Source organism: Companilactobacillus zhachilii (assembly GCF_003606365.2).
In the GTDB taxonomy this organism is placed as follows: Bacteria; Bacillota; Bacilli; order Lactobacillales; family Lactobacillaceae; genus Companilactobacillus; species Companilactobacillus zhachilii.
Map to the genome: position 1 here is coordinate 1395528 of NZ_CP031933.2, position 18464 is coordinate 1413991.

General features: G+C 35.8%; 15 protein-coding genes. All 15 read left to right on the plus strand.

Annotated features, from left to right (window positions below; all coding sequences use genetic code 11):
- Nucleotides 1-202: 202 nt before the first annotated feature.
- The 15 genes from dnaG to D1B17_RS06445 all read left to right on the plus strand — a co-directional run bounded on the left by dnaG (nt 203) and on the right by D1B17_RS06445 (nt 18424).
- Nucleotides 203-2029: a DNA primase gene (gene dnaG / locus D1B17_RS06375; RefSeq protein ID WP_120142487.1), complete on the plus strand. Its 1827-nt coding sequence runs from the start codon at nt 203-205 to the stop codon at nt 2027-2029.
- Nucleotides 2030-2052: 23 nt separating this feature from the next.
- Nucleotides 2053-3171, plus strand: a complete 1119-nt coding sequence (gene rpoD, locus D1B17_RS06380; protein ID WP_120142486.1) for an RNA polymerase sigma factor RpoD — start codon at nt 2053-2055, stop codon at nt 3169-3171.
- 725 nt (nt 3172-3896) lie between these two features.
- Nucleotides 3897-5093 (plus strand): SAM-dependent methyltransferase, encoded by a 1197-nt coding sequence (locus D1B17_RS06385; protein WP_120142485.1) that lies wholly within the window; start codon nt 3897-3899, stop codon nt 5091-5093.
- 8 nt (nt 5094-5101) lie between these two features.
- Complete coding sequence (locus tag D1B17_RS06390) at nt 5102-5791, plus strand: tRNA (adenine(22)-N(1))-methyltransferase (RefSeq protein ID WP_120142484.1); 690 nt, start codon at nt 5102-5104, stop codon at nt 5789-5791.
- A complete protein-coding gene (locus D1B17_RS06395) occupies nt 5791-6582 on the plus strand; it encodes a Nif3-like dinuclear metal center hexameric protein (protein ID WP_120142483.1) in 792 nt (263 codons plus the stop codon). Before D1B17_RS06390 ends, D1B17_RS06395 begins: the two co-directional genes overlap by 1 nt.
- 13 nt (nt 6583-6595) lie before the next feature.
- Nucleotides 6596-7840, plus strand: coding sequence for a peptidase T (gene pepT / locus D1B17_RS06400; RefSeq protein WP_120142482.1), 1245 nt, complete (start codon nt 6596-6598; stop codon nt 7838-7840).
- A gap of 465 nt (nt 7841-8305) precedes the next feature.
- The gene (locus tag D1B17_RS06405; RefSeq protein ID WP_120142481.1) at nt 8306-9529 is read left to right on the plus strand and encodes a C39 family peptidase; all 1224 of its coding nucleotides are present in this window, start codon (nt 8306-8308) and stop codon (nt 9527-9529) included.
- 154 nt (nt 9530-9683) lie between these two features.
- Entirely contained in the window at nt 9684-10331 is a 648-nt protein-coding gene (locus D1B17_RS06410; protein ID WP_166806638.1) for a recombinase family protein, read from the plus strand.
- Between the two features lie 244 nt (nt 10332-10575).
- Nucleotides 10576-11787 carry a C39 family peptidase gene (locus D1B17_RS06415; RefSeq protein ID WP_120142479.1) on the plus strand — a complete coding sequence of 404 codons (1212 nt, stop codon included), beginning with the start codon at nt 10576-10578 and terminating at the stop codon, nt 11785-11787.
- A 14-nt stretch (nt 11788-11801) separates the two neighbouring features.
- Nucleotides 11802-13250, plus strand: a complete 1449-nt coding sequence (locus D1B17_RS06420) for a peptidoglycan-binding protein (RefSeq protein WP_120142478.1) — start codon at nt 11802-11804, stop codon at nt 13248-13250.
- A 33-nt stretch (nt 13251-13283) separates the two neighbouring features.
- Nucleotides 13284-13658 carry a hypothetical protein gene (locus D1B17_RS06425; RefSeq protein WP_120142477.1) on the plus strand — a complete coding sequence of 125 codons (375 nt, stop codon included), beginning with the start codon at nt 13284-13286 and terminating at the stop codon, nt 13656-13658.
- Between the two features lie 35 nt (nt 13659-13693).
- Nucleotides 13694-14743: an SLAP domain-containing protein gene (locus tag D1B17_RS06430; RefSeq protein WP_120142476.1), complete on the plus strand. Its 1050-nt coding sequence runs from the start codon at nt 13694-13696 to the stop codon at nt 14741-14743.
- A 66-nt stretch (nt 14744-14809) separates the two neighbouring features.
- Nucleotides 14810-15019 carry a preprotein translocase, SecE subunit domain protein gene (locus D1B17_RS06435; RefSeq protein WP_120142475.1) on the plus strand — a complete coding sequence of 70 codons (210 nt, stop codon included), beginning with the start codon at nt 14810-14812 and terminating at the stop codon, nt 15017-15019.
- Nucleotides 15020-15038: 19 nt separating this feature from the next.
- Complete coding sequence (locus tag D1B17_RS06440) at nt 15039-15848, plus strand: SLAP domain-containing protein (protein WP_120142474.1); 810 nt, start codon at nt 15039-15041, stop codon at nt 15846-15848.
- Nucleotides 15849-15883: 35 nt separating this feature from the next.
- Nucleotides 15884-18424: a MucBP domain-containing protein gene (locus D1B17_RS06445; RefSeq protein ID WP_120142473.1), complete on the plus strand. Its 2541-nt coding sequence runs from the start codon at nt 15884-15886 to the stop codon at nt 18422-18424.
- The last annotated feature ends 40 nt before the right edge of the window (nt 18425-18464 follow it).

Genomic DNA, 18464 nt, shown 5'->3' on the forward strand with positions numbered 1-18464 from the left:
TAAACTTAAAGCTAGACTTTTACATACAACCGTGTATAATTAATATTTGACAAGCGGCTAGTGGTCCCAGTTTGCACTTTTTGTGGGAGCACTTTTTTATTTTTACGTCGCTGGTGTAATGATTCAACATGTTTGTTTTCCTAAAATGAATGTGTTAGATTATGTTTCTCTGTATTGATAAACATATGAGGAGGTGACGGCCATGGCAACGAGAATTCCCCAGGAATTCATTGATGAAGTTACCTCGAAGACAAATATTGTTGATGTTATTAGTAAGTATGTACAGCTAAAGAAGTCAGGTAAGAATTTGTTTGGACTTTGCCCGTTTCATGAAGAACGAACTCCATCGTTTTCAGTTGCAGAGGACAAACAAATTTTTCATTGTTTTAGTTGTGGCCGTGGTGGCAATGTTTATAAGTTCATCATGGAGATGGAAAACAAAACTTTCCCTGAGGCGGTAATAGAAGTCGCTCAAATGGGAAATATTTCAGTTCCTGATCAATACGAAGCTAGAAACACACAATATCAGAATTCTGACAGTCAGACATTGTTAAAGATGTACGCCGATGCGGCTAAGCTTTACAGTCACATTTTGACGAAGACTGAAAATGGTACTCCAGCAATGAAGTATCTGCAGAATCGTGAGCTTTCGGATGATTTGATTCAAACCTTTGGTATTGGCTATGCACCGAATAACAACAATTTACTTCTACAGTTTTTTAAGGACCGGGATATTAGTGAAGATATTTTGAGAAAATCAGGACTCTTTGCTGAAAATCAGGAAGGTGAATTATTTGACCGTTTTCGTGATCGAGTAATGATACCGATAACTGATGAATCCGGCAATATCATTGCTTTCTCCGGACGTATTTTGGATAAAGGAGCTTCTACAGCTAAATATTTGAACAGTCCAGAGACTGAGATCTTTAATAAGGGAAAAACGTTGTTTAATTTAAACAATGCCAAAAAAGAGATTCGTGAAAAAGGCAATGTAATTTTGTTTGAAGGATTTATGGATGTTATTAGTGCCTACAAGGCCGGAGTAACCAATGGTGTTGCGTCAATGGGTACTAGTTTGACGGATCAGCAGCTTTACGTGTTGAGCCGTTTAACGGATAAGATCAATGTTTGTTACGATGGTGATGATCCCGGTGTTGAAGCTACTTATCGGGCTTTGACCCAGTTGACGGATGAGCGTTTCACTTATGGTGTCATTAGTATTCCAGATAAAAAGGATCCTGATGAATACATCCGCAGTGAGGGCTTTGAGAAATTTCAGAATTTAGCTAATAATGGTGTGCAGACACCGATTGCCTTTATCCTGAATTATTTCAAACGTAACTATAACCTGAACAATGAACATGATCAGTTAGAGTTTCTGAATCAATCGTTACAAGAAATTGTGAAATTGCAATCACCAGTTGAAGTCGATATGTATGTTGGCAAAGTTGCTGATGAGATGCATGTATCTAAGGAAGCTATCAACAAGGAATTAGATGCATTGCGCCGTCAGCAGGCAATTCAAAAACCGGCTAACAATTATAAAGATGTTCAACAAAAAGCCTTAGAGACGGTTACTTCAAGTGTTAAGCCTAAATATAATCGCTTGGAGAAATCGGAACGTTACTTATTATATTGGGCAATCAACTTTCCAGAAGTCAGAATTAACTTAAAAGGTGAAGGTTTCAAGTTTGTTCATCAAAATTACCAACGAATTTTTGACACGTTATTGTCGTATGTGGAACAAGATGAGGTCGATGATGACGAAATCAACATTTCCGACTTTATGAATGTTTTGGACAATGATGATAAAAATCTTTTGGCAGAATTAGAAATGATGAATATGCCTGATGAATATAATGATCAAGAAATTGATGATTATATCAACAACATCAAGAATTCTGATTTGGAAACACAGTTGAATGACATTAATGAGCAATTAAAAAAGGCGGCGATGGTTGGTGACAACAAATTGCAGATAGAGTTAGTTAAGCGATTAGTTGAAGTAAGAAGAATCCTAAGTAATTAAGCATACTGGAGGAATGAATATATATGGCTACTACTAAAAAACCAGCAGTATCAAAAGAATTAAAAGCAGCAACAAAGAAACTTATCAAAGACCTTAAGAAAACTGGTAAGATCACGGAAGATGACCTTCAAGAAAAGATTATCAAGCCTTACAAGCTTAAGGGTGATGCTTTAACAAACTTTGTTAGTGAACTTGAAGATGTCGGTATCGGTGTTGTCGATGAAAAAGGTAACCCAAGTAAACTTGCACTTCTAAAGGAAAAGAAAGAAGAAAGCAAGAGTAAGAAAAACGATACAACTGCTCCAACAGATATCAAAGTTAATGATCCTGTTCGTATGTATTTGAAGGAAATTGGTCGTGTACCATTGCTTAATGCTCAACAAGAAGTTGATTTAGCTTTGAAGATTGAACAAGGTGATGAAGAAGCTAAACAAAAATTAGCCGAAGCTAACCTTCGTTTGGTTGTTTCAATTGCTAAGCGTTATGTTGGACGTGGTATGCAGTTCTTGGATTTGATTCAAGAAGGTAACATGGGTCTAATGAAGGCCGTTGAAAAATTTGATTACCGTCTAGGTTTCAAGTTCTCAACCTATGCAACCTGGTGGATCAGACAGGCGATTACTCGTGCCATTGCTGACCAAGCTAGAACAATCCGTATTCCTGTTCACATGGTTGAAACAATCAACAAATTGATCAGAATTCAACGTCAATTACTTCAAGATCTAGGCCGTGAACCACTTCCTGAAGAAATCGGTGCTGAAATGGATATGCCTACTGGTAAAGTTCGTGATATCTTGAAGATTGCTCAAGAACCAGTTTCATTGGAAACACCTATTGGTGAAGAGGACGATTCACACTTAGGTGACTTCATCGAAGATTCTGATGCCACAAGTCCTGAAGACCATGCTTCATACGAATTGTTGAAAGAACAACTAGAAAACGTTCTTGATACATTGACAGACCGTGAAGAAAACGTTCTACGTCTTCGTTTCGGTTTGGATGATGGACGTACAAGAACACTTGAAGAAGTAGGTAAAGTCTTCGGTGTTACTCGTGAAAGAATTCGTCAAATTGAAGCAAAAGCTTTAAGAAAATTACGTCACCCTTCAAGATCAAAACAATTGAAGGATTTCCTAGAATAGTAATAATATAAAAGACTGCCGAAAGGCGGTCTTTTTTTATGCCACCTCTAGGAACAAGAAATTTAGGTCGCTATGGGGACCGACTTGAGCCAGAGTGAGGTCTCAAGTCTCGATTTTGAACTTCGCCAAGTACGCGAATTTCAAAAGTCGTCCCGTGGTGTAAGAGCTAAAGCTCTAACGCCACCTTCACAGCGACCTAAATTTCTTGTTCCTTCCGGTTAGTTTATTTGTTATTTTTGATGATTATTCTAGATGTTGCAGTTACCAATCTTCCTACTTGTACGTCATTGATTGATTAGAGTGGTAGGATTTGAACTTGTAGTCAGAATAAAGTTAGCATTCTGTAATATTCAAATAAACTTGGAACAATACTGTTTAATTCATAATAATTTCTTTATAAAGATAAACTAGTCGGAAGTATCGAGAAATAGCTAATGGCAGTGAAAGTGGCGTTAGAGCTTTAGCTCTTACACCACCGGGCGTGTTTGGAGACTCGCTGATTTTGCGAGGCTTCAAACCGAGATTCGAGACCTTGGCTCGAATCGGTCCGCACTGTCATTAGCTATTTCTCGATGCTGGAGACGGCATATATATAAATAACATGATAGACAAAAACACCATAAAAAGGACATTTTAAGAAATATGTTTCTGAAAAATAGACTTTTTGTTTATATTTTTTCATAATTTGATTTACAATTAATGTATCTATTTTTTTGGAGGATGTTATGTTAGATAAAAAGATTTATGATGAAATATTTTCACGTTCATTTACTATTCCTATTAAAGTTGTATTTTGGGATGGTAAAGAGAAACTTTATGGACCAGAGGGAAAATCTGATATAACTATCAAGTTTAATGAAAAAGTTCCAATTTCGGAAGTTGTTAAACACGCTACTTTGACATTAGGTGAAGCCTACATGGATAAGAAGATTGAGATTGACGGTTCAATTCAAAAATTGATTACCTCCGCCTATACGCAATCAGATAGTTTCATGTCCAGTTTGAAATTAAAGAAATATATTCCTAAGTTCAGTCATACTGAAGAGGGTAATAAGAAAGAAATTCAAGAACACTACGATATCGGTAATGATTTTTACAAGTTGTGGCTTGATAAGACAATGACTTATTCATGTGCCTATTTCAGAACACCAGAGGATACTTTGGAACAAGCTCAAATGAATAAAGTACGTCATATTTTAAACAAATTAAATACTAAGCCAGGCGAAACAATTCTTGATATTGGTTGTGGTTGGGGAACAATGATGTTCACTGCAGCAAAAGAATATGGTTTGAAGGCCAAGGGTGTTACGCTTAGTCAAGAACAATACGATTTTGTTAACCAAAAGATTCAAGATGAAAACCTTGGTGACCAAATGGAAGTTATGTTGGAAGATTATCGTGAAGTAAACGAAAAATTCGATCACGTTGTTTCTGTTGGTATGTTCGAACATGTTGGTAAGGAAAACTTGCCTGGTTATTTTGACATGGTTAAGAAGCTTTTGAAACAAGGCGGAAATGCTTTGATCCATGGTATTACTGGTCAACATTATGGTGTTGGTGTCGATGCTTGGTTAGTTAAATATATCTTCCCAGGTGGATATATTCCTGATGTTAAGGAAAACGTTGGTCATATTTTGGATGCTGGTCTTCAAATTGATGATTTGGAACCATTACGTCGTCATTATCAAAAGACTGTTGAAATCTGGGACCGTAATTTTGACAAGGTAAAAGATCAAGTTAATGAAATGTACGGTGAGAGATTCGTAAGAATGTGGGACTTGTATCTTCAAGCCTGTGCTGCTTCATTTGAAAGTGGTAATATTGATGTTATCCAATTCTTATTAACGAATGGACCTAGTGGAACTGCTATGCCAATGACACGTGAATACATGACAGACTTAGATAAGAAGACTGCAGAATAGAGGTTAAAGTGACTTTACTTTCGAAGAGATTACAAGCCGTTTATCAAATGGTTGATGCAAATACAAAAGTGGCTGATATTGGATCAGATCACGCCTATTTACCAGTAGAATTAATTGAGGAAAAAGTGGCTAATTATGCCATTGCTGGTGAAGTTGCCAAGGGACCAATGTCACGTTCTAAAGAGGACGTGGAGAAGTTTGGTCTTAGTGACAAAATCGACGTACGTTTGGGTGACGGATTAGCCGTTATCAAAGCGGATGATTTAATTGATACAGTAGTAATTGCGGGTATGGGTGGCATTTTGATTCAAAGTATTTTGACAAATGCGACCGAAGAACAATTATCACATGTGAAAACTTTAGTATTACAGCCTAATATTGGTGAACCCCTTGTTCGTCGTTGGTTAGTTGAGAATAATTTCAAAATTATTGATGAAGATATTGTTGAAGAAGATCATCATGTATATGAAATTATTAAGGCTGAAAAAGTTACTGAACCTGTAACACTGACAGATGCTGAGTTTTTAATGGGACCTGTTTTGATACAGAAAAAAACACCAACTTTCGTTGCTAAATGGGAACACAAATTGAACGGTTATCATAAAGCTGTTGCCAATATGGGTCATGCTAAGAAGATTGACCAAGCAAAAATTGATGTAATGAACCAAAATATTAAATATATTGAGGGGATACTCTAATGGTTAAAGTTCAAGATATTATTAATCGAATCGAAGAATTTGCTCCATTGTCAATTAAAATGGACGGTGATCCAACTGGCTTTCAATTAGGTGATCGTCAGCAAGTTGTAAAACGTGTAATGACGACACTTGATGTCCGTCCAAATGTTGTTGCTGAAGCAATTGATAAGAAAGTTGATTTAATCGTGGCACACCACCCAGTGATGTTTCACGCTGCTCATAATTTAGATCTAGCATCGCCACAAAATAAAATGTATCGTGATTTGTTATCACATAATATTTCGGTATACGCTAGTCATACTAATTTAGACAAGGCGCATAACGGAATGAATGATTGGTTGATGGAACAACTTGGTTTGGAAAATGTTCGTTTCTTAGATGAAAATGACGACTATTCAATTGGACGAATGGGTGAAACTAAAGAGCCAATGGATTTAGTTGATTTTGCCAAAATGGTTCGTGATGCCTATCACTTGTCAAATTTGCGTTATGTAAAGTCCGATTTAGGTCAAAAAGTTCATAAGGTAGCAATTATCGGTGGTGACGCTGGTAAGTTTTATCCTGAAGTATTAAAGGCTGGTGCAGATACGTTTATTACTGGTGATGTATATTACCACACAGCTCACGATATGATGGCTAGTGGGTTAAATGTTGTTGACCCTGGGCACCATGTTGAAGCTGTCTTTATAAAAGAAATGGCAAATATCTTAAATGATTGGAAAAGGTCTAATAAATTAGAATTAGATATAGTACAATCAGAGGTAGATACAGAACCATATAATTTTTTATAGGGAGCGTATAAAAATGGCAATAAAATATGAAAAATTGATTCCACGTTTTTTGGAATATGCAAAGCAGAATACTCGTTCAGATGAGAGTTCTACAACAATTCCTTCAACTGAGAGACAAACAGAGTTTCTTAAGAAGTTAGCTGAAGAATTGATGGAAATTGGTTTGAGCGATATTAAGATTCGCAAAGTAGATTCATATTTGACCGCTGAATTGCCTTCAAATCTTGACTATGATGTTCCAGTCTTGGGATTACTTTCTCACGTTGATACTGCTGATTTTAACTCAGAGGATATTAAGCCAAAAATCGTTGAAAATTACGATGGTAAGAGTGTTATCAAGCTTGATGAGGCAGGTAAGTATACACTCGACCCAGCAGTCTTTAGTTCATTGAAGAACTATGCTGGTCAAACACTTATCACAACTAGTGGTGATACATTATTGGGCTCAGATGATAAATCAGGTGTATCTGAAATAATTACAGCAATGGAATATTTGATTAATCATCCAGAAATCAAACACGGTAAGATTAAGATTGGTTTTGGACCAGATGAGGAAATTGGTACTGGCGCTGATCATTTTGATGTCAAAGATTTTGGAGCTGACTTTGCCTATACTGTTGATGGAGGACCAGTTGGCCAACTTGAATTTGAAACATTTAGTGCTGCTAGTTTGAAAGTTCACATTACTGGTAAAGATGTTCACCCATCAGGTGCAAAGGGAATTATGGTCAATTCAATGTTGATTGCTAATGAATTCCAAAGCATGTTGCCAGCTGATGAAGTTCCTGAAAAGACGGAAGGCCGTGAGGGATTCTTCTTGTTGACGGATGAAACTGGTACAATCGATCATACTGATATGGCTTATATTATTCGTGACTTTGAACGTGATGGCCTTGAAGCTCGTAAGAACAAGATTACGGAAATTGTTAAGGCTTTGAATGATAAGTATGGTGCTGATACAGTTAAAATCGATATGAAAGATCAATACTACAACATGTACGAAATCATGAAGGACCATATGGACGTTGTGAAGATTGCTGAAGAGGCAATAAAGAACTTAAATATTGAACCAGATGAAGCACCAGTTCGTGGTGGTACTGACGGTTCAACAATTTCCTTCATGGGCTTGCCAACACCTAACTTGTTTGCTGGTGGCGAGAACATGCATGGACGTTTTGAATATGTTTCTGAAGAGGCAATGGAAAAAGCCGTTGATGTTGTACTTGAAATTATTAGATTAAATAGTCAAAAGAAATAATAAATTGTGAAATAAGGGTTGATAATCGTTTGATTATCGGCTCTTATTTTTTTATGAAGTTTCACTGCATTAAAAAAAACTTATGTAACCTTGCAGGATGAATGTAAAGTTTAAATTAAAATATATGTTTTACGAAAACATATATCCAAAACAAAAAAACAAAATACATTATCCGACATTTATTCAGAAGGAATCAACAAATTTAAAAGTAAATCTGAATAAAATGATTCAATTTAGCAGGGGGTATATCAAAGATAGGAATTTATCCCGTTTTTTTTGCTAATGGCTATTCTTTTTTGAAATATTCTGATGATATACTTACTGTATTAGAATATTGATAGAAATATATCAAATAAACTAATATTTATCTTGTTATTATTATTATTCAATCAATGCAATGCGAGATATGCCTAGATATGTATATATGTTTCAACACACAGTCAAATATAAAGGGGAAAAGGCTTTATGGATTTAAAAAGAAAACTACTTTATGCAACATTGTTTGCGTCTAGCTGTCTGCTTTCAACAAATATTGTCAAAGCCGATACTGTTAACAACAATCTTGATACCACTGTAAACCAAAGTGTCGCTATACCTGACACTGCAGTTACTACTGAACGGGCAAAAACTAGTGATGTTTCTGTTTCTACTGCAACAAATGAGACAGATAATACCACTAGTGATAAACAAGTTCAGACACAGGCACAAGATACGCAACAAACAAATGCTACAAGCTCAGCACCGACACAAGTTCAAACGCAGGTTCAATCTAAACCGGTTGATGGGGTTTACACGGTTGGTAATCAAATAACATATTTACATCATGCAAACGGAACCCAAATCACTAACCGTGCCTTAGGTCCTAACTCCGTATGGTATACGGATACGTTGAACACAATGAGTGACGGTACTAACTATTACCGTGTGGCCACTGATGAATTTGCCGATGGTAACAATGGTACATTTACTTCATACGTTCAACCATATCAAGGAAATGCAACAATTGTTTACCAAAAAGGTTCAAGTGCACATACTTTCCAACATTATGGTAATAAGGCTACTTATGTGGGGAATAATTTACCTACCGGTAGTACTTGGAAAGTCAGCAATCATGCTAAGATCAATGGCAAAGAATGGTATGAAATTGGCAATGACACTTGGGTACCACAAGATTATGTTGTTATCAATGGTGGTCAATATAGGCAAGCCGACTGGATTTCCGGTGTTCCATTGATTGCCCAACGTCCAGAGTTGCCAAATGGTTGTGAGATCACAGCTGTGACAATGATGTTGCAATATGCGGGTGCTAAAGTTGATAAAATGCAAATGGCTCGTGAAATGCCACGTAGTAGTAATCCAAATTATGGATATATCGGTCAACCTTGGGATCAAACAGGAATCACTATTTTTCCATCTGCATTGATGAATTTAGTTGGAAAATATGCTGGAACAGCTAAGGATTTGACAGGACAAAATTTTGATGCAATTAAATATCAAATCAATATCGGTCACCCAGTCGTTACATGGCACACATTGTATGGCTTCCCATATCATGCACTTGTTGTCACAGGTTACGATTCAAGCAATGTTTACTATAATGATTGTTGGACTGACCAAACACTTCAAATGGGAATTAACCAATTTATTAATAATTGGAACACGCAAAATAGACGTGCAATAAGTTATTAGGTTACATTCAAATGAGCTTCAATGGGCGGGTATTCTGTTAATTTTATTAAATAATTAGGAAAAAACTTAATTTTTAGCAATCAAATAGCATTCTTATTGATAATTATTTATTGGAACCATGTTAAATAATTATCAAAAGGAGTGTTATTTTTGTATGATAAATTCTGATACAAAGAATGAGGTAATGATTGGATATGTTAGGGTATCTACGATTGAAGATAGACAAAAACTGGGTTTTGAAGCTCAAAAAAGAATTCTCATAGAAAATCATGTTTCAAAAATTTATAGTGAAAAAATTAGTGGTCGCAAAGATGACCGTCCTCAATTTAAAAGAGCCATAAACAAGTGTAAAAAATTAAGAAAAGAAGGTTATAAAGTAACTTTTGTCGTAGTCAAGTTAGACAGAGTTTCTCGAAAGATGTCATCATTGCTCAATATTTTGGAAGATTTAAAATCTAATAATATTTCATTTAAGTCAATTAATGAAAATGTAGATACAAATTCACCAACAGGAATACTCATGATGCAATTATTGGCAATGTTTAGTGAATTTGAAGTGAACACTTTAAGAACTCGAACAAAAGAAGCCTTACATCAGGCTAAGTTGGATGGAAAAGTTTTAGGGAGGCCTTCCTTCGATATAAATAAAAGAAGAGAGATTGCTTTACTGTATCGGAATCCAGATTTGTCGGTTAAAGAGGTTGCGGATCGATGTAATGTCTCACAAAGAACAGTATTTAGAATAGCTAAAGAAAATAATTTATCACGAACTTTTTCTAAAGGGTCTTCATTTATTGATTAGCTTGATTTATACTGTATACGTGAAATACATAAAATAATTAGTATAAGCTGCCGTTTACGAACGTTTATGGCAGTTAAATAAATAACTCGCGAAAAGCGTTGATATTACTGAATTTTGTTCAGTGACATCAACGCTTTTTTGTTGTGTCAATGACGTTCGTATATGGCATTTGTACTTTTTTTCATTCAGGGAGGAATTTATTAATATACATCTTTTGTTTTATTTAAATATTTAAGGGGGAATCATGAAGTTCAATAGGAAACTACTTTACGCTACCTTATTTGCTTCAAGTTGTTTATTATCCACAAATATCGTTAAGGCTGACACTACTGACTTTAACAGAGTAAATGATGCCATTAGTCAAAATGAATCAAATCAACCTTCGCAAAATGTTCAATCATCAAATGATAATACAACATCTAGCATAGATTCTGATTCAAGCATAACAGATACACGACAGCCAACTAATGATGAAACTATAGACCAAACTCAAATTCAGGGTACGCAGAACAATACCACACAACAAGTTCAACGCCAGGAAAACCTGGATGGAGTTTACAACACAGGTAACCAGATTGTGTACCTTTATACAGCTGATGGAACGCCTATTACTAATCGTGCTTTAGGCGGAAATACTGCTTGGTATACAAACCTTCGTCAAACAATGAATAATGGCACGGTTTATTATCAATTGGCAACAAATGAATTTGCTAACGCTAAAGATGGAACTTTTACATCTTATGTTCAACCATATTCTGGAAATGCAACTATAGTCTATAAATCGGGTTCAAGTATTCATGATTTTGAAGGATATGGTAACAAAGCAACATACTTGGGTAATAATTTACCGACCGGAAGCAGTTGGAAAATAAATAATCATGCCAAGATAAATGGTAAAGAATGGTATCAGATTGGCGGAAATACTTGGGTACCTCAAGATTACGTTGTAGTTAATGGTGGACAGTACAAAGAAGCAGACTGGTTGTCAGGTGTACCTTTAATTGCTCAACGACCAGAATTACCAAACGGCTGTGAAATTACTGCTGTAACAATGATGTTGCAATACGCAGGAGCAAATGTTAATAAAATGCAACTAGCCCGTGAAATGCCAAGAAGTGGAGATCCAAACTATGGTTACATAGGACAACCATGGGATGGAACGGGAATCACAATTTTTCCAAATGCTTTGATGAGCTTAGTTGAAAAATATGCAGGTACTGCTAAGGACTTAACTGGTCAAGGATTCGACGCCATCAAGTATCAAATCAATCTTGGACATCCAGTTGTGACATGGAATACATTACATGGTTTTCCATATCATGCTCTAACTGTTACTGGTTATGATGCCAATTACGTTTATTACAACGATTGTTGGACTAATCAAACAACGCAAATGGGAATTAACCAATTTATCAATAATTGGAATACTCAAAAAAGACGTGCATTAAGTTATTAGAGGGGAATTTACAAATGAATAATAAAACTAAATTAGTCATGGTTTGTGGTTTTGCATTAACAACGTTTTTGGCAACACAACAGACTGTCAAAGCAGATACAGCAACTGATTCACAACAAGTAGAAAATGTTGCCACTGTTTCTTCAAGTAATCAACAAGCTGTATCTCAAGCCACATCAACAGAAACACCACAAGTCACCGATGCTAGTGGTTCAGAATCAACTTCATCATTGATGGATTATGCAAAAGATAATCAACAAACAGCTACTGATAATCAGGCAGCAACTACACAAGCCGATGCAAGTGCAGCAAATATTACACAAATAAAGGGTGTCGTACAAACTAAGCACAATACATTTTTATATACACAAGATGGTAAACAAGTAAGTAACCGCATGTTAGCTGCTAATACACCTTGGGTCACTGATCAAAAGATGGATTTGAATGGTGCAAGTTACTATCGTGTCGCTACTAATGAGTACACGAATACTAATGATGTAACTATGCAATATGGTAATGCAGCAAGCGGTGTTGTACGTGTTAAGCAAGACGGTGCTGTTAACTATCAACGAAATGACCAAGGATTTGTAAGAAATGGTCAAGCAAATCAAGCGGCAAATTCTGTTTGGAAATACAACAAGACTGACAGCTTGGGTGGCTTAACTTATTATCAGATTGCTAATAATGTTTGGCTAAATAGCGATGACGCAACGATTGCACCAGCTTATCAAAATCCTAATGGTTGGCTACAAATTCATAATACTCAAATTCAACCTTCTGGTGGTGCCATTGGTTATGACCTATATAACGGCGTTGAAGGTATCAAGACATATCTTGTGCGTAAATATTTTGGATATTCAAATGCCCATACAATTTATGACGGTGCCGTCGCATCTTCAGTAAGAAGTTTCCAATCGCGTAATGGATTACCTGTTACCGGAATAGTTAACTTAGCAACTTGGAAGACTATGGGTTACTCAGAAGCAGATTGGTATGGTATTGACTCATACGTTGCACCATTACAAACCAATATTACAAGTACACGTTCAGACCATATCGAAGCAATGATTAATCAAGCTTACAAATATATCGGTAAACCATGGATTTCTGGTGCCGCTTCAATGCCTGCATATGGTGTTGATTGTTCAGGATTGGTAACTCAAGCCCTTTATGCGTCAGGTATTGATTCAGCTCCAATTTCAAATATTCAACATGCACAACCTGGTCATGAATGGAATAGCCGTGATTATTGGGCTGATGATAGATTGCCACGCGTGAACTTTAATAATCGTCAACGTGGTGATTTGATTTTCTTTGCTGACCCATCAACTGGTGTTGTATGGCATGTAGGTATTTTATTGAACCCAGATACAATGATTGAATCATGGCCATTTGCTGTTCAAGTGCACTCAATTTATTCATCACGTGGAACAATTGTAGGGGTTAAACGTGTCTTTAATTAGGCAGAGTAATTTTATTTCAAGAGACATTGTTTTATGAAGAGTAACAATCGAATTATGAAGACTTTTGTCAGTTTGATGCGTGGTGAAAGGCTTAAATTGAGTATGTTGACACGTGAAAGCAATGTTTCAGAACGGACTATAAAAAGAGATATGTCGGCGATTAATCAGGCTTTAGAAAATACCCCTTATGTTTTGCATCATGATACTGCGGCAGAAGAATATTTTTTAAGCAGAGTGAACACGATTCCATTTAATAAGGTCGTTATTGTTAGGAATTTATTATTAGAATCAAATTATTTTAATGATAATGAAACGAAAGAGATTATCGGTGAATTAACCAACTCAATCGATATTTCTGAAAGAAAAAAATTGATTGAGTTATTAAAAGATAATAAATCAATGCATTAGTTTTGTATAAATAAGAAAATTTTGAGGGATTAAATATGAATCAAATTAAAAAAGGATTTTTAACAGCTGGTATCGCATCGGCCGCATTAATAAGTACAAGTATTTTATTACATCAAACACCCGTAGATGCTGCATCTGCTATGGCCAACTCTGGTTATGGACATGTTGAATTATGGCATAACGTTACTGGTAATAAGACTCGGGATGATAATACTTTATCTAGTGGGTCTTCATGGGGAATTGGCAACAGAATTAACGGGTCAGATGGTCAACAGTATTATCAAGTTGGAAATAATGAATATGCCAATGTTAATCAAATGGACACAACAACCGAGAATTCAAAGCAACAATTGATTGGTGTTGTTAAAACAGGTTCAGGTAATGGTAATTACATTGCTTTGTACACAAATCCATCCAATGGTGCTCGTGTTGTCAATAACCGTGGACTAGCTAAATATACAGAATGGTATACCGACCAACGTGTAATAATTAATGGTCAAGTTTACTATCGAGTTGCCACAAATGAGTGGGTTAAAGGTTCAGATAGCCATTTGATTTCCGAAAAAACACGTGGTAATAAGACATTTTTGAGCAGTAGTAATTCTAATAATATTGATACTTCCGATGTCGAGAAGCCTTATCTTGATATTCCTTATTCAAAAACAGTTTTAGGAGATACAACTACATTATTACTGAAGAGTAATAATGAATACATTTACAATGAATCAGACACATATAGTGCCTTGCCTCATGTTAATTTCCAAAAGGGTACATATACGGTTTCACCAAATGGATTACTCCAATTTAATATGACTTCATCGTTCTTTGGCGATTGGGGAAGTCCTGAAGCCATGTTGAATATTGCTCCTGGACATGCTTATTTCTCAGGTCAAGGATCTGATTACAGAATTAGTGGAACAAACTTAGCACAAAGATTTACTTATAAAATTGTAAAGAATGGTGCTGAAATTAAAGAGTTAAACGGTGAAATTACGAGCTTGACCCCAAACAAGGGATTGGATGTCAAGGATCCAGAGCAAATAGGTCCAGTATTGTACGCCCAATACGAAGCAAGAACTCGTTAGAATCGAAAAATAAAATTAAATAGAAACTTTGAAATCAGTACTGAGTTAAAAGAGGAGTTTTGTTTCGTGGGACATTGGGAACCAGGTAGAGTTTTTCAAGAAATGAATTGGGTAGAAGATGACGGTGATGGTTGCGGATGTGGTTGTATAACTGCTATTGCAGTAATTGTTATTTTGTTTTTAGGACTGAATTTTATATTAAGTCATATAAATATCGTTTTGATACTCTTATTTGTTGCTCTACTTATGTATATCGTTATAAAAGCTATGAATTGAAAAATAGGGGAGGATTTTAATGAATTTCAAGAAAAGGCGTTTAAACAAAGCACTTGAGGAGAAAACATATCGTGTAAAACTTGTGCATAGTAACAAAGGTTGGCTGACTATTGGAGCAACTTTTATCACATTATTGGGTGCTATGACGATGAGTCAATTAACAACGGATGCTTCAGCAGTTAACAACGTAGCCACAGCCAATGCAACTAAAAAGGGATTTGTGCAGCTTTACAATAGTGTTACTGAAAAGAGTATTCACAAGGCTAATCGTGGCCTTCAAAATGGTAGTGCTTGGAAAACTGCCAAAGCGGTTAAGGGTGTCGATGGAGAAACATATCTATTAGTTGGCGGTAATGAGTACGCTAATGCTAAAGAAATGGATTTAGCAGATGAAACATCATCACAAGATTTGAGTGGTATCGTCCATATTGGGGATGTTCAATATGCAAGACTATATAGCAATCCACTAAATGGTGCCAAATTGATTTCCAATAGAGCACTTTCTGGCAATTCTGACTGGAAAACAAATGCTAAAGTCACTGTTGACGGGGTGATTTATTATCGTGTTGCTACCGACGAATGGGTCAAAGCTAATAATGCAAACTTAACATCAGAAAATAGCCGTTCAGAAAAAACGTACATTAAAAATGCACCGGATGCTGAAACTAATACAACTACACCAAATACCAATAATAATGGTGGAGGTTCATCATCAAGTAGTCACAATGGTGGAGGTTCAACTACTACACCAACAGACCCAACTAAGGATGAAGCAACAATTATTATTCATTTTGTAGATAAAGATGTAAGACATTATCTCCAGATGTAACTGCTCACGCTAAAGTTGGTTCAACGTACACTGCTATGTCAGAAGATGGTATCGTTAATTATCAGGTAAATAATGGTGATAACGGTGGATCAAATAAGAATATTACTGTTAAGGCTGGTACAAATGAAGTAACTTTCACGTATGATCATATTGTCAACGTTACTGTTCAATATCTTGATAAGTCAACTGGAGAACCGGTTCATGAATCATATACACATCCACAAGTTGTGGGTTCAGATTATACTGCAACTGCTGAAAATATTGACGGATATACAGCAGATGAACCTACCAAGTCAATGAATGTTAAAGATGATAATAGTAACATCATTTTCTATTACTCAAAAAATACTGAAACAACTCCAACTGATCCAGACGATGGTGGTTCCACAACAGACCCTGATTCTAATAAAGCAGATTTAACCGTTAAATATGTTGATGAAAATAACAAGGAAATTGCGGGTGCCACTACTTTATCAGCACAAGAAGTAGGTAAAGATGTTACTGTAACTGCTAAAGATATTACTGGTTACGATTTAACTTCTGATGCAACTAAATCAGTAACCGTTGATAAAGACAGTAATAATAATGTAGTTGTATTTACTTATAAAGCAAAAGAAACACCCGTTGACCCTGCAACAAATAATGCCGATGTCATTGTTCATTACATTGATGAATCTGGGAAAACTTTGTCAGAGGATACCAAGACTAATCTAAAAATTGGCTCAAACACAACAGTCAATGCGAAAGATATCAATGGCTATACAGTTAATGGTGATAAAACTCAAAATGTGACTGTATCAAAGAATGGTAACGAAATAACATTTACCTATACGAAAGATTCTGTCCCTGTCCAACAATCAACTATCACTACTAAGTTTTTAGACGAAAATGGCAATGAAATTGCTGATTCAATAACCGATAAAGTTGACAATGGTAAGTCATACACAGCAAATGCAAAGACCATTGATGGTTATACACTTAGTGGAGATACAAGCCAATCAATTGATAGCGTGACTGGAGATAAAACTCTAACGTTTGTCTATACAAAGAATGTTGTACCAGCACAAAAGTCAACAATTACGACTAAGTTTGTAGATGAAGCAGGTAAAGAATTATCAGCTTCTAAGACAGAAAGTGTTGATAATGGCACATCGTTTAAAGTCAATGCTCCAGAAATTGTGGGCTACACAGTAAAGGGAGAAACGACTCAATCAATCGATTCTGTAAATGGTGACAAAACATTAACTTTTACATATTCAAAAGATGCAATTCCAGCAGGTGAACTGCAATATAAGATTTCTTACATTGGTCTGAATGGTAACTTAGCTGGTGGTGAAAGTGAAGATGATTATTATCAAATACACGCACCGGTTGAAGGAACTGCTAGTAAAACAAATCGTTTTGTTAATTTAACAGGTGATATTTTAGATATACCTGGTTACGAATTAGATAGTAATTTTGACTCGAAGGACGACTTAATAACAAACTTATCGAATTATATTGTTAGTGATGATCCAAGCAGTAATATTATTGACATTCACTATGTTTCTACTAAACAGCCTATAACGGTTCACTATGTTGATGAGGACGGTAATAAAATAGCTCCTGACGTTACAGATCACTGGTATACAGACGATAAACGTCAGGTTCCATATAGTAAAATAACCGGTTATTACGTCAAAGATGTAGCAAAAGAAACATATTTGACTGTCAAACCGGGACAAAATGAAATTTCTGTTCACTATACTAAGAACCCTGTTGTTACAGCTGAAGAATTAGAAAATAAAATGCTTCTCTTAGTTAATGATTATCGTAAAGAGAATAATGTCAGTTCACCAATGGCATTTAATGATTTGTTAGTAGCTGGTTCAAAGACACGTTCAGATGAAGAAGCTGAACAAATTGCTAAATCTGGCGATATATATGATTTTGATCACGAAAGACCAGATGGCAGCATGTGGAATACTGAGCCAAATCTTAATCAATACCGTATCGGTGATTATAGTATGGCTGAAAATATCGCAGTTGGCCAAGGATTAACAGCTGACGAAATAGCTCAAGATGCATTTGATGCGTTAATCAGTGACAAGGAACATCGTGATAATATTATTAACGATCACAGTTTTGATATTGGTATGGGAGCAAAACAAGTCGGCGAATATGAATGGGTTATTGTCCAAGACTTTGGTGGTAAATTCCCTGATTCAGTCTGGGATGCTAACGACTATAATACTGCCTCAGCAACTGACTTAGGATACACTCAATTAGATGTAAGTAATTCAGCAAAATACTTTAATGATGATTTATTTAATACAAATACTACTAAAAATTCTTATGTTTCCGATCATATCTTTAAATCAAGAGATGACGCTGAGAAATGGGAAAGTGTAGTAGATGCTGGAGGAACAAAGGTTTCAAATTCTATCTGGAGTAAAGGTGGAACAGATGCAAAATTAACTGTTCTCGAGGTACTAAATTATCATACTGGAGCTTTGATTGGCTATGTTCCAGTAATTACCAATATGGATAAACCATCCCAAGACTATCTTGATGATGGAGCTACAACCTGGTTTTAGAAACCGTTAAATATAAGAGAGCTCTAATTTTTAGGGCTCT

What these genes read in the sequence shown, in the direction of transcription:
- dnaG (WP_120142487.1), top strand. Translation starts at nt 203, where the DNA reads ATGGCAACGAGAATTCCCCAGGAATTCATTGATGAAGTTACCTCGAAG.
- rpoD (WP_120142486.1), top strand. Translation starts at nt 2,053, where the DNA reads ATGGCTACTACTAAAAAACCAGCAGTATCAAAAGAATTAAAAGCAGCA.
- D1B17_RS06385 (WP_120142485.1), top strand. Translation starts at nt 3,897, where the DNA reads ATGTTAGATAAAAAGATTTATGATGAAATATTTTCACGTTCATTTACT.
- D1B17_RS06395 (WP_120142483.1), top strand. Translation starts at nt 5,791, where the DNA reads ATGGTTAAAGTTCAAGATATTATTAATCGAATCGAAGAATTTGCTCCA.
- pepT (WP_120142482.1), top strand. Translation starts at nt 6,596, where the DNA reads ATGGCAATAAAATATGAAAAATTGATTCCACGTTTTTTGGAATATGCA.
- D1B17_RS06405 (WP_120142481.1), top strand. Translation starts at nt 8,306, where the DNA reads ATGGATTTAAAAAGAAAACTACTTTATGCAACATTGTTTGCGTCTAGC.
- D1B17_RS06410 (WP_166806638.1), top strand. Translation starts at nt 9,684, where the DNA reads ATGATAAATTCTGATACAAAGAATGAGGTAATGATTGGATATGTTAGG.
- D1B17_RS06415 (WP_120142479.1), top strand. Translation starts at nt 10,576, where the DNA reads ATGAAGTTCAATAGGAAACTACTTTACGCTACCTTATTTGCTTCAAGT.
- D1B17_RS06420 (WP_120142478.1), top strand. Translation starts at nt 11,802, where the DNA reads ATGAATAATAAAACTAAATTAGTCATGGTTTGTGGTTTTGCATTAACA.
- D1B17_RS06425 (WP_120142477.1), top strand. Translation starts at nt 13,284, where the DNA reads ATGAAGAGTAACAATCGAATTATGAAGACTTTTGTCAGTTTGATGCGT.
- D1B17_RS06430 (WP_120142476.1), top strand. Translation starts at nt 13,694, where the DNA reads ATGAATCAAATTAAAAAAGGATTTTTAACAGCTGGTATCGCATCGGCC.
- D1B17_RS06440 (WP_120142474.1), top strand. Translation starts at nt 15,039, where the DNA reads ATGAATTTCAAGAAAAGGCGTTTAAACAAAGCACTTGAGGAGAAAACA.
- D1B17_RS06445 (WP_120142473.1), top strand. Translation starts at nt 15,884, where the DNA reads ATGTCAGAAGATGGTATCGTTAATTATCAGGTAAATAATGGTGATAAC.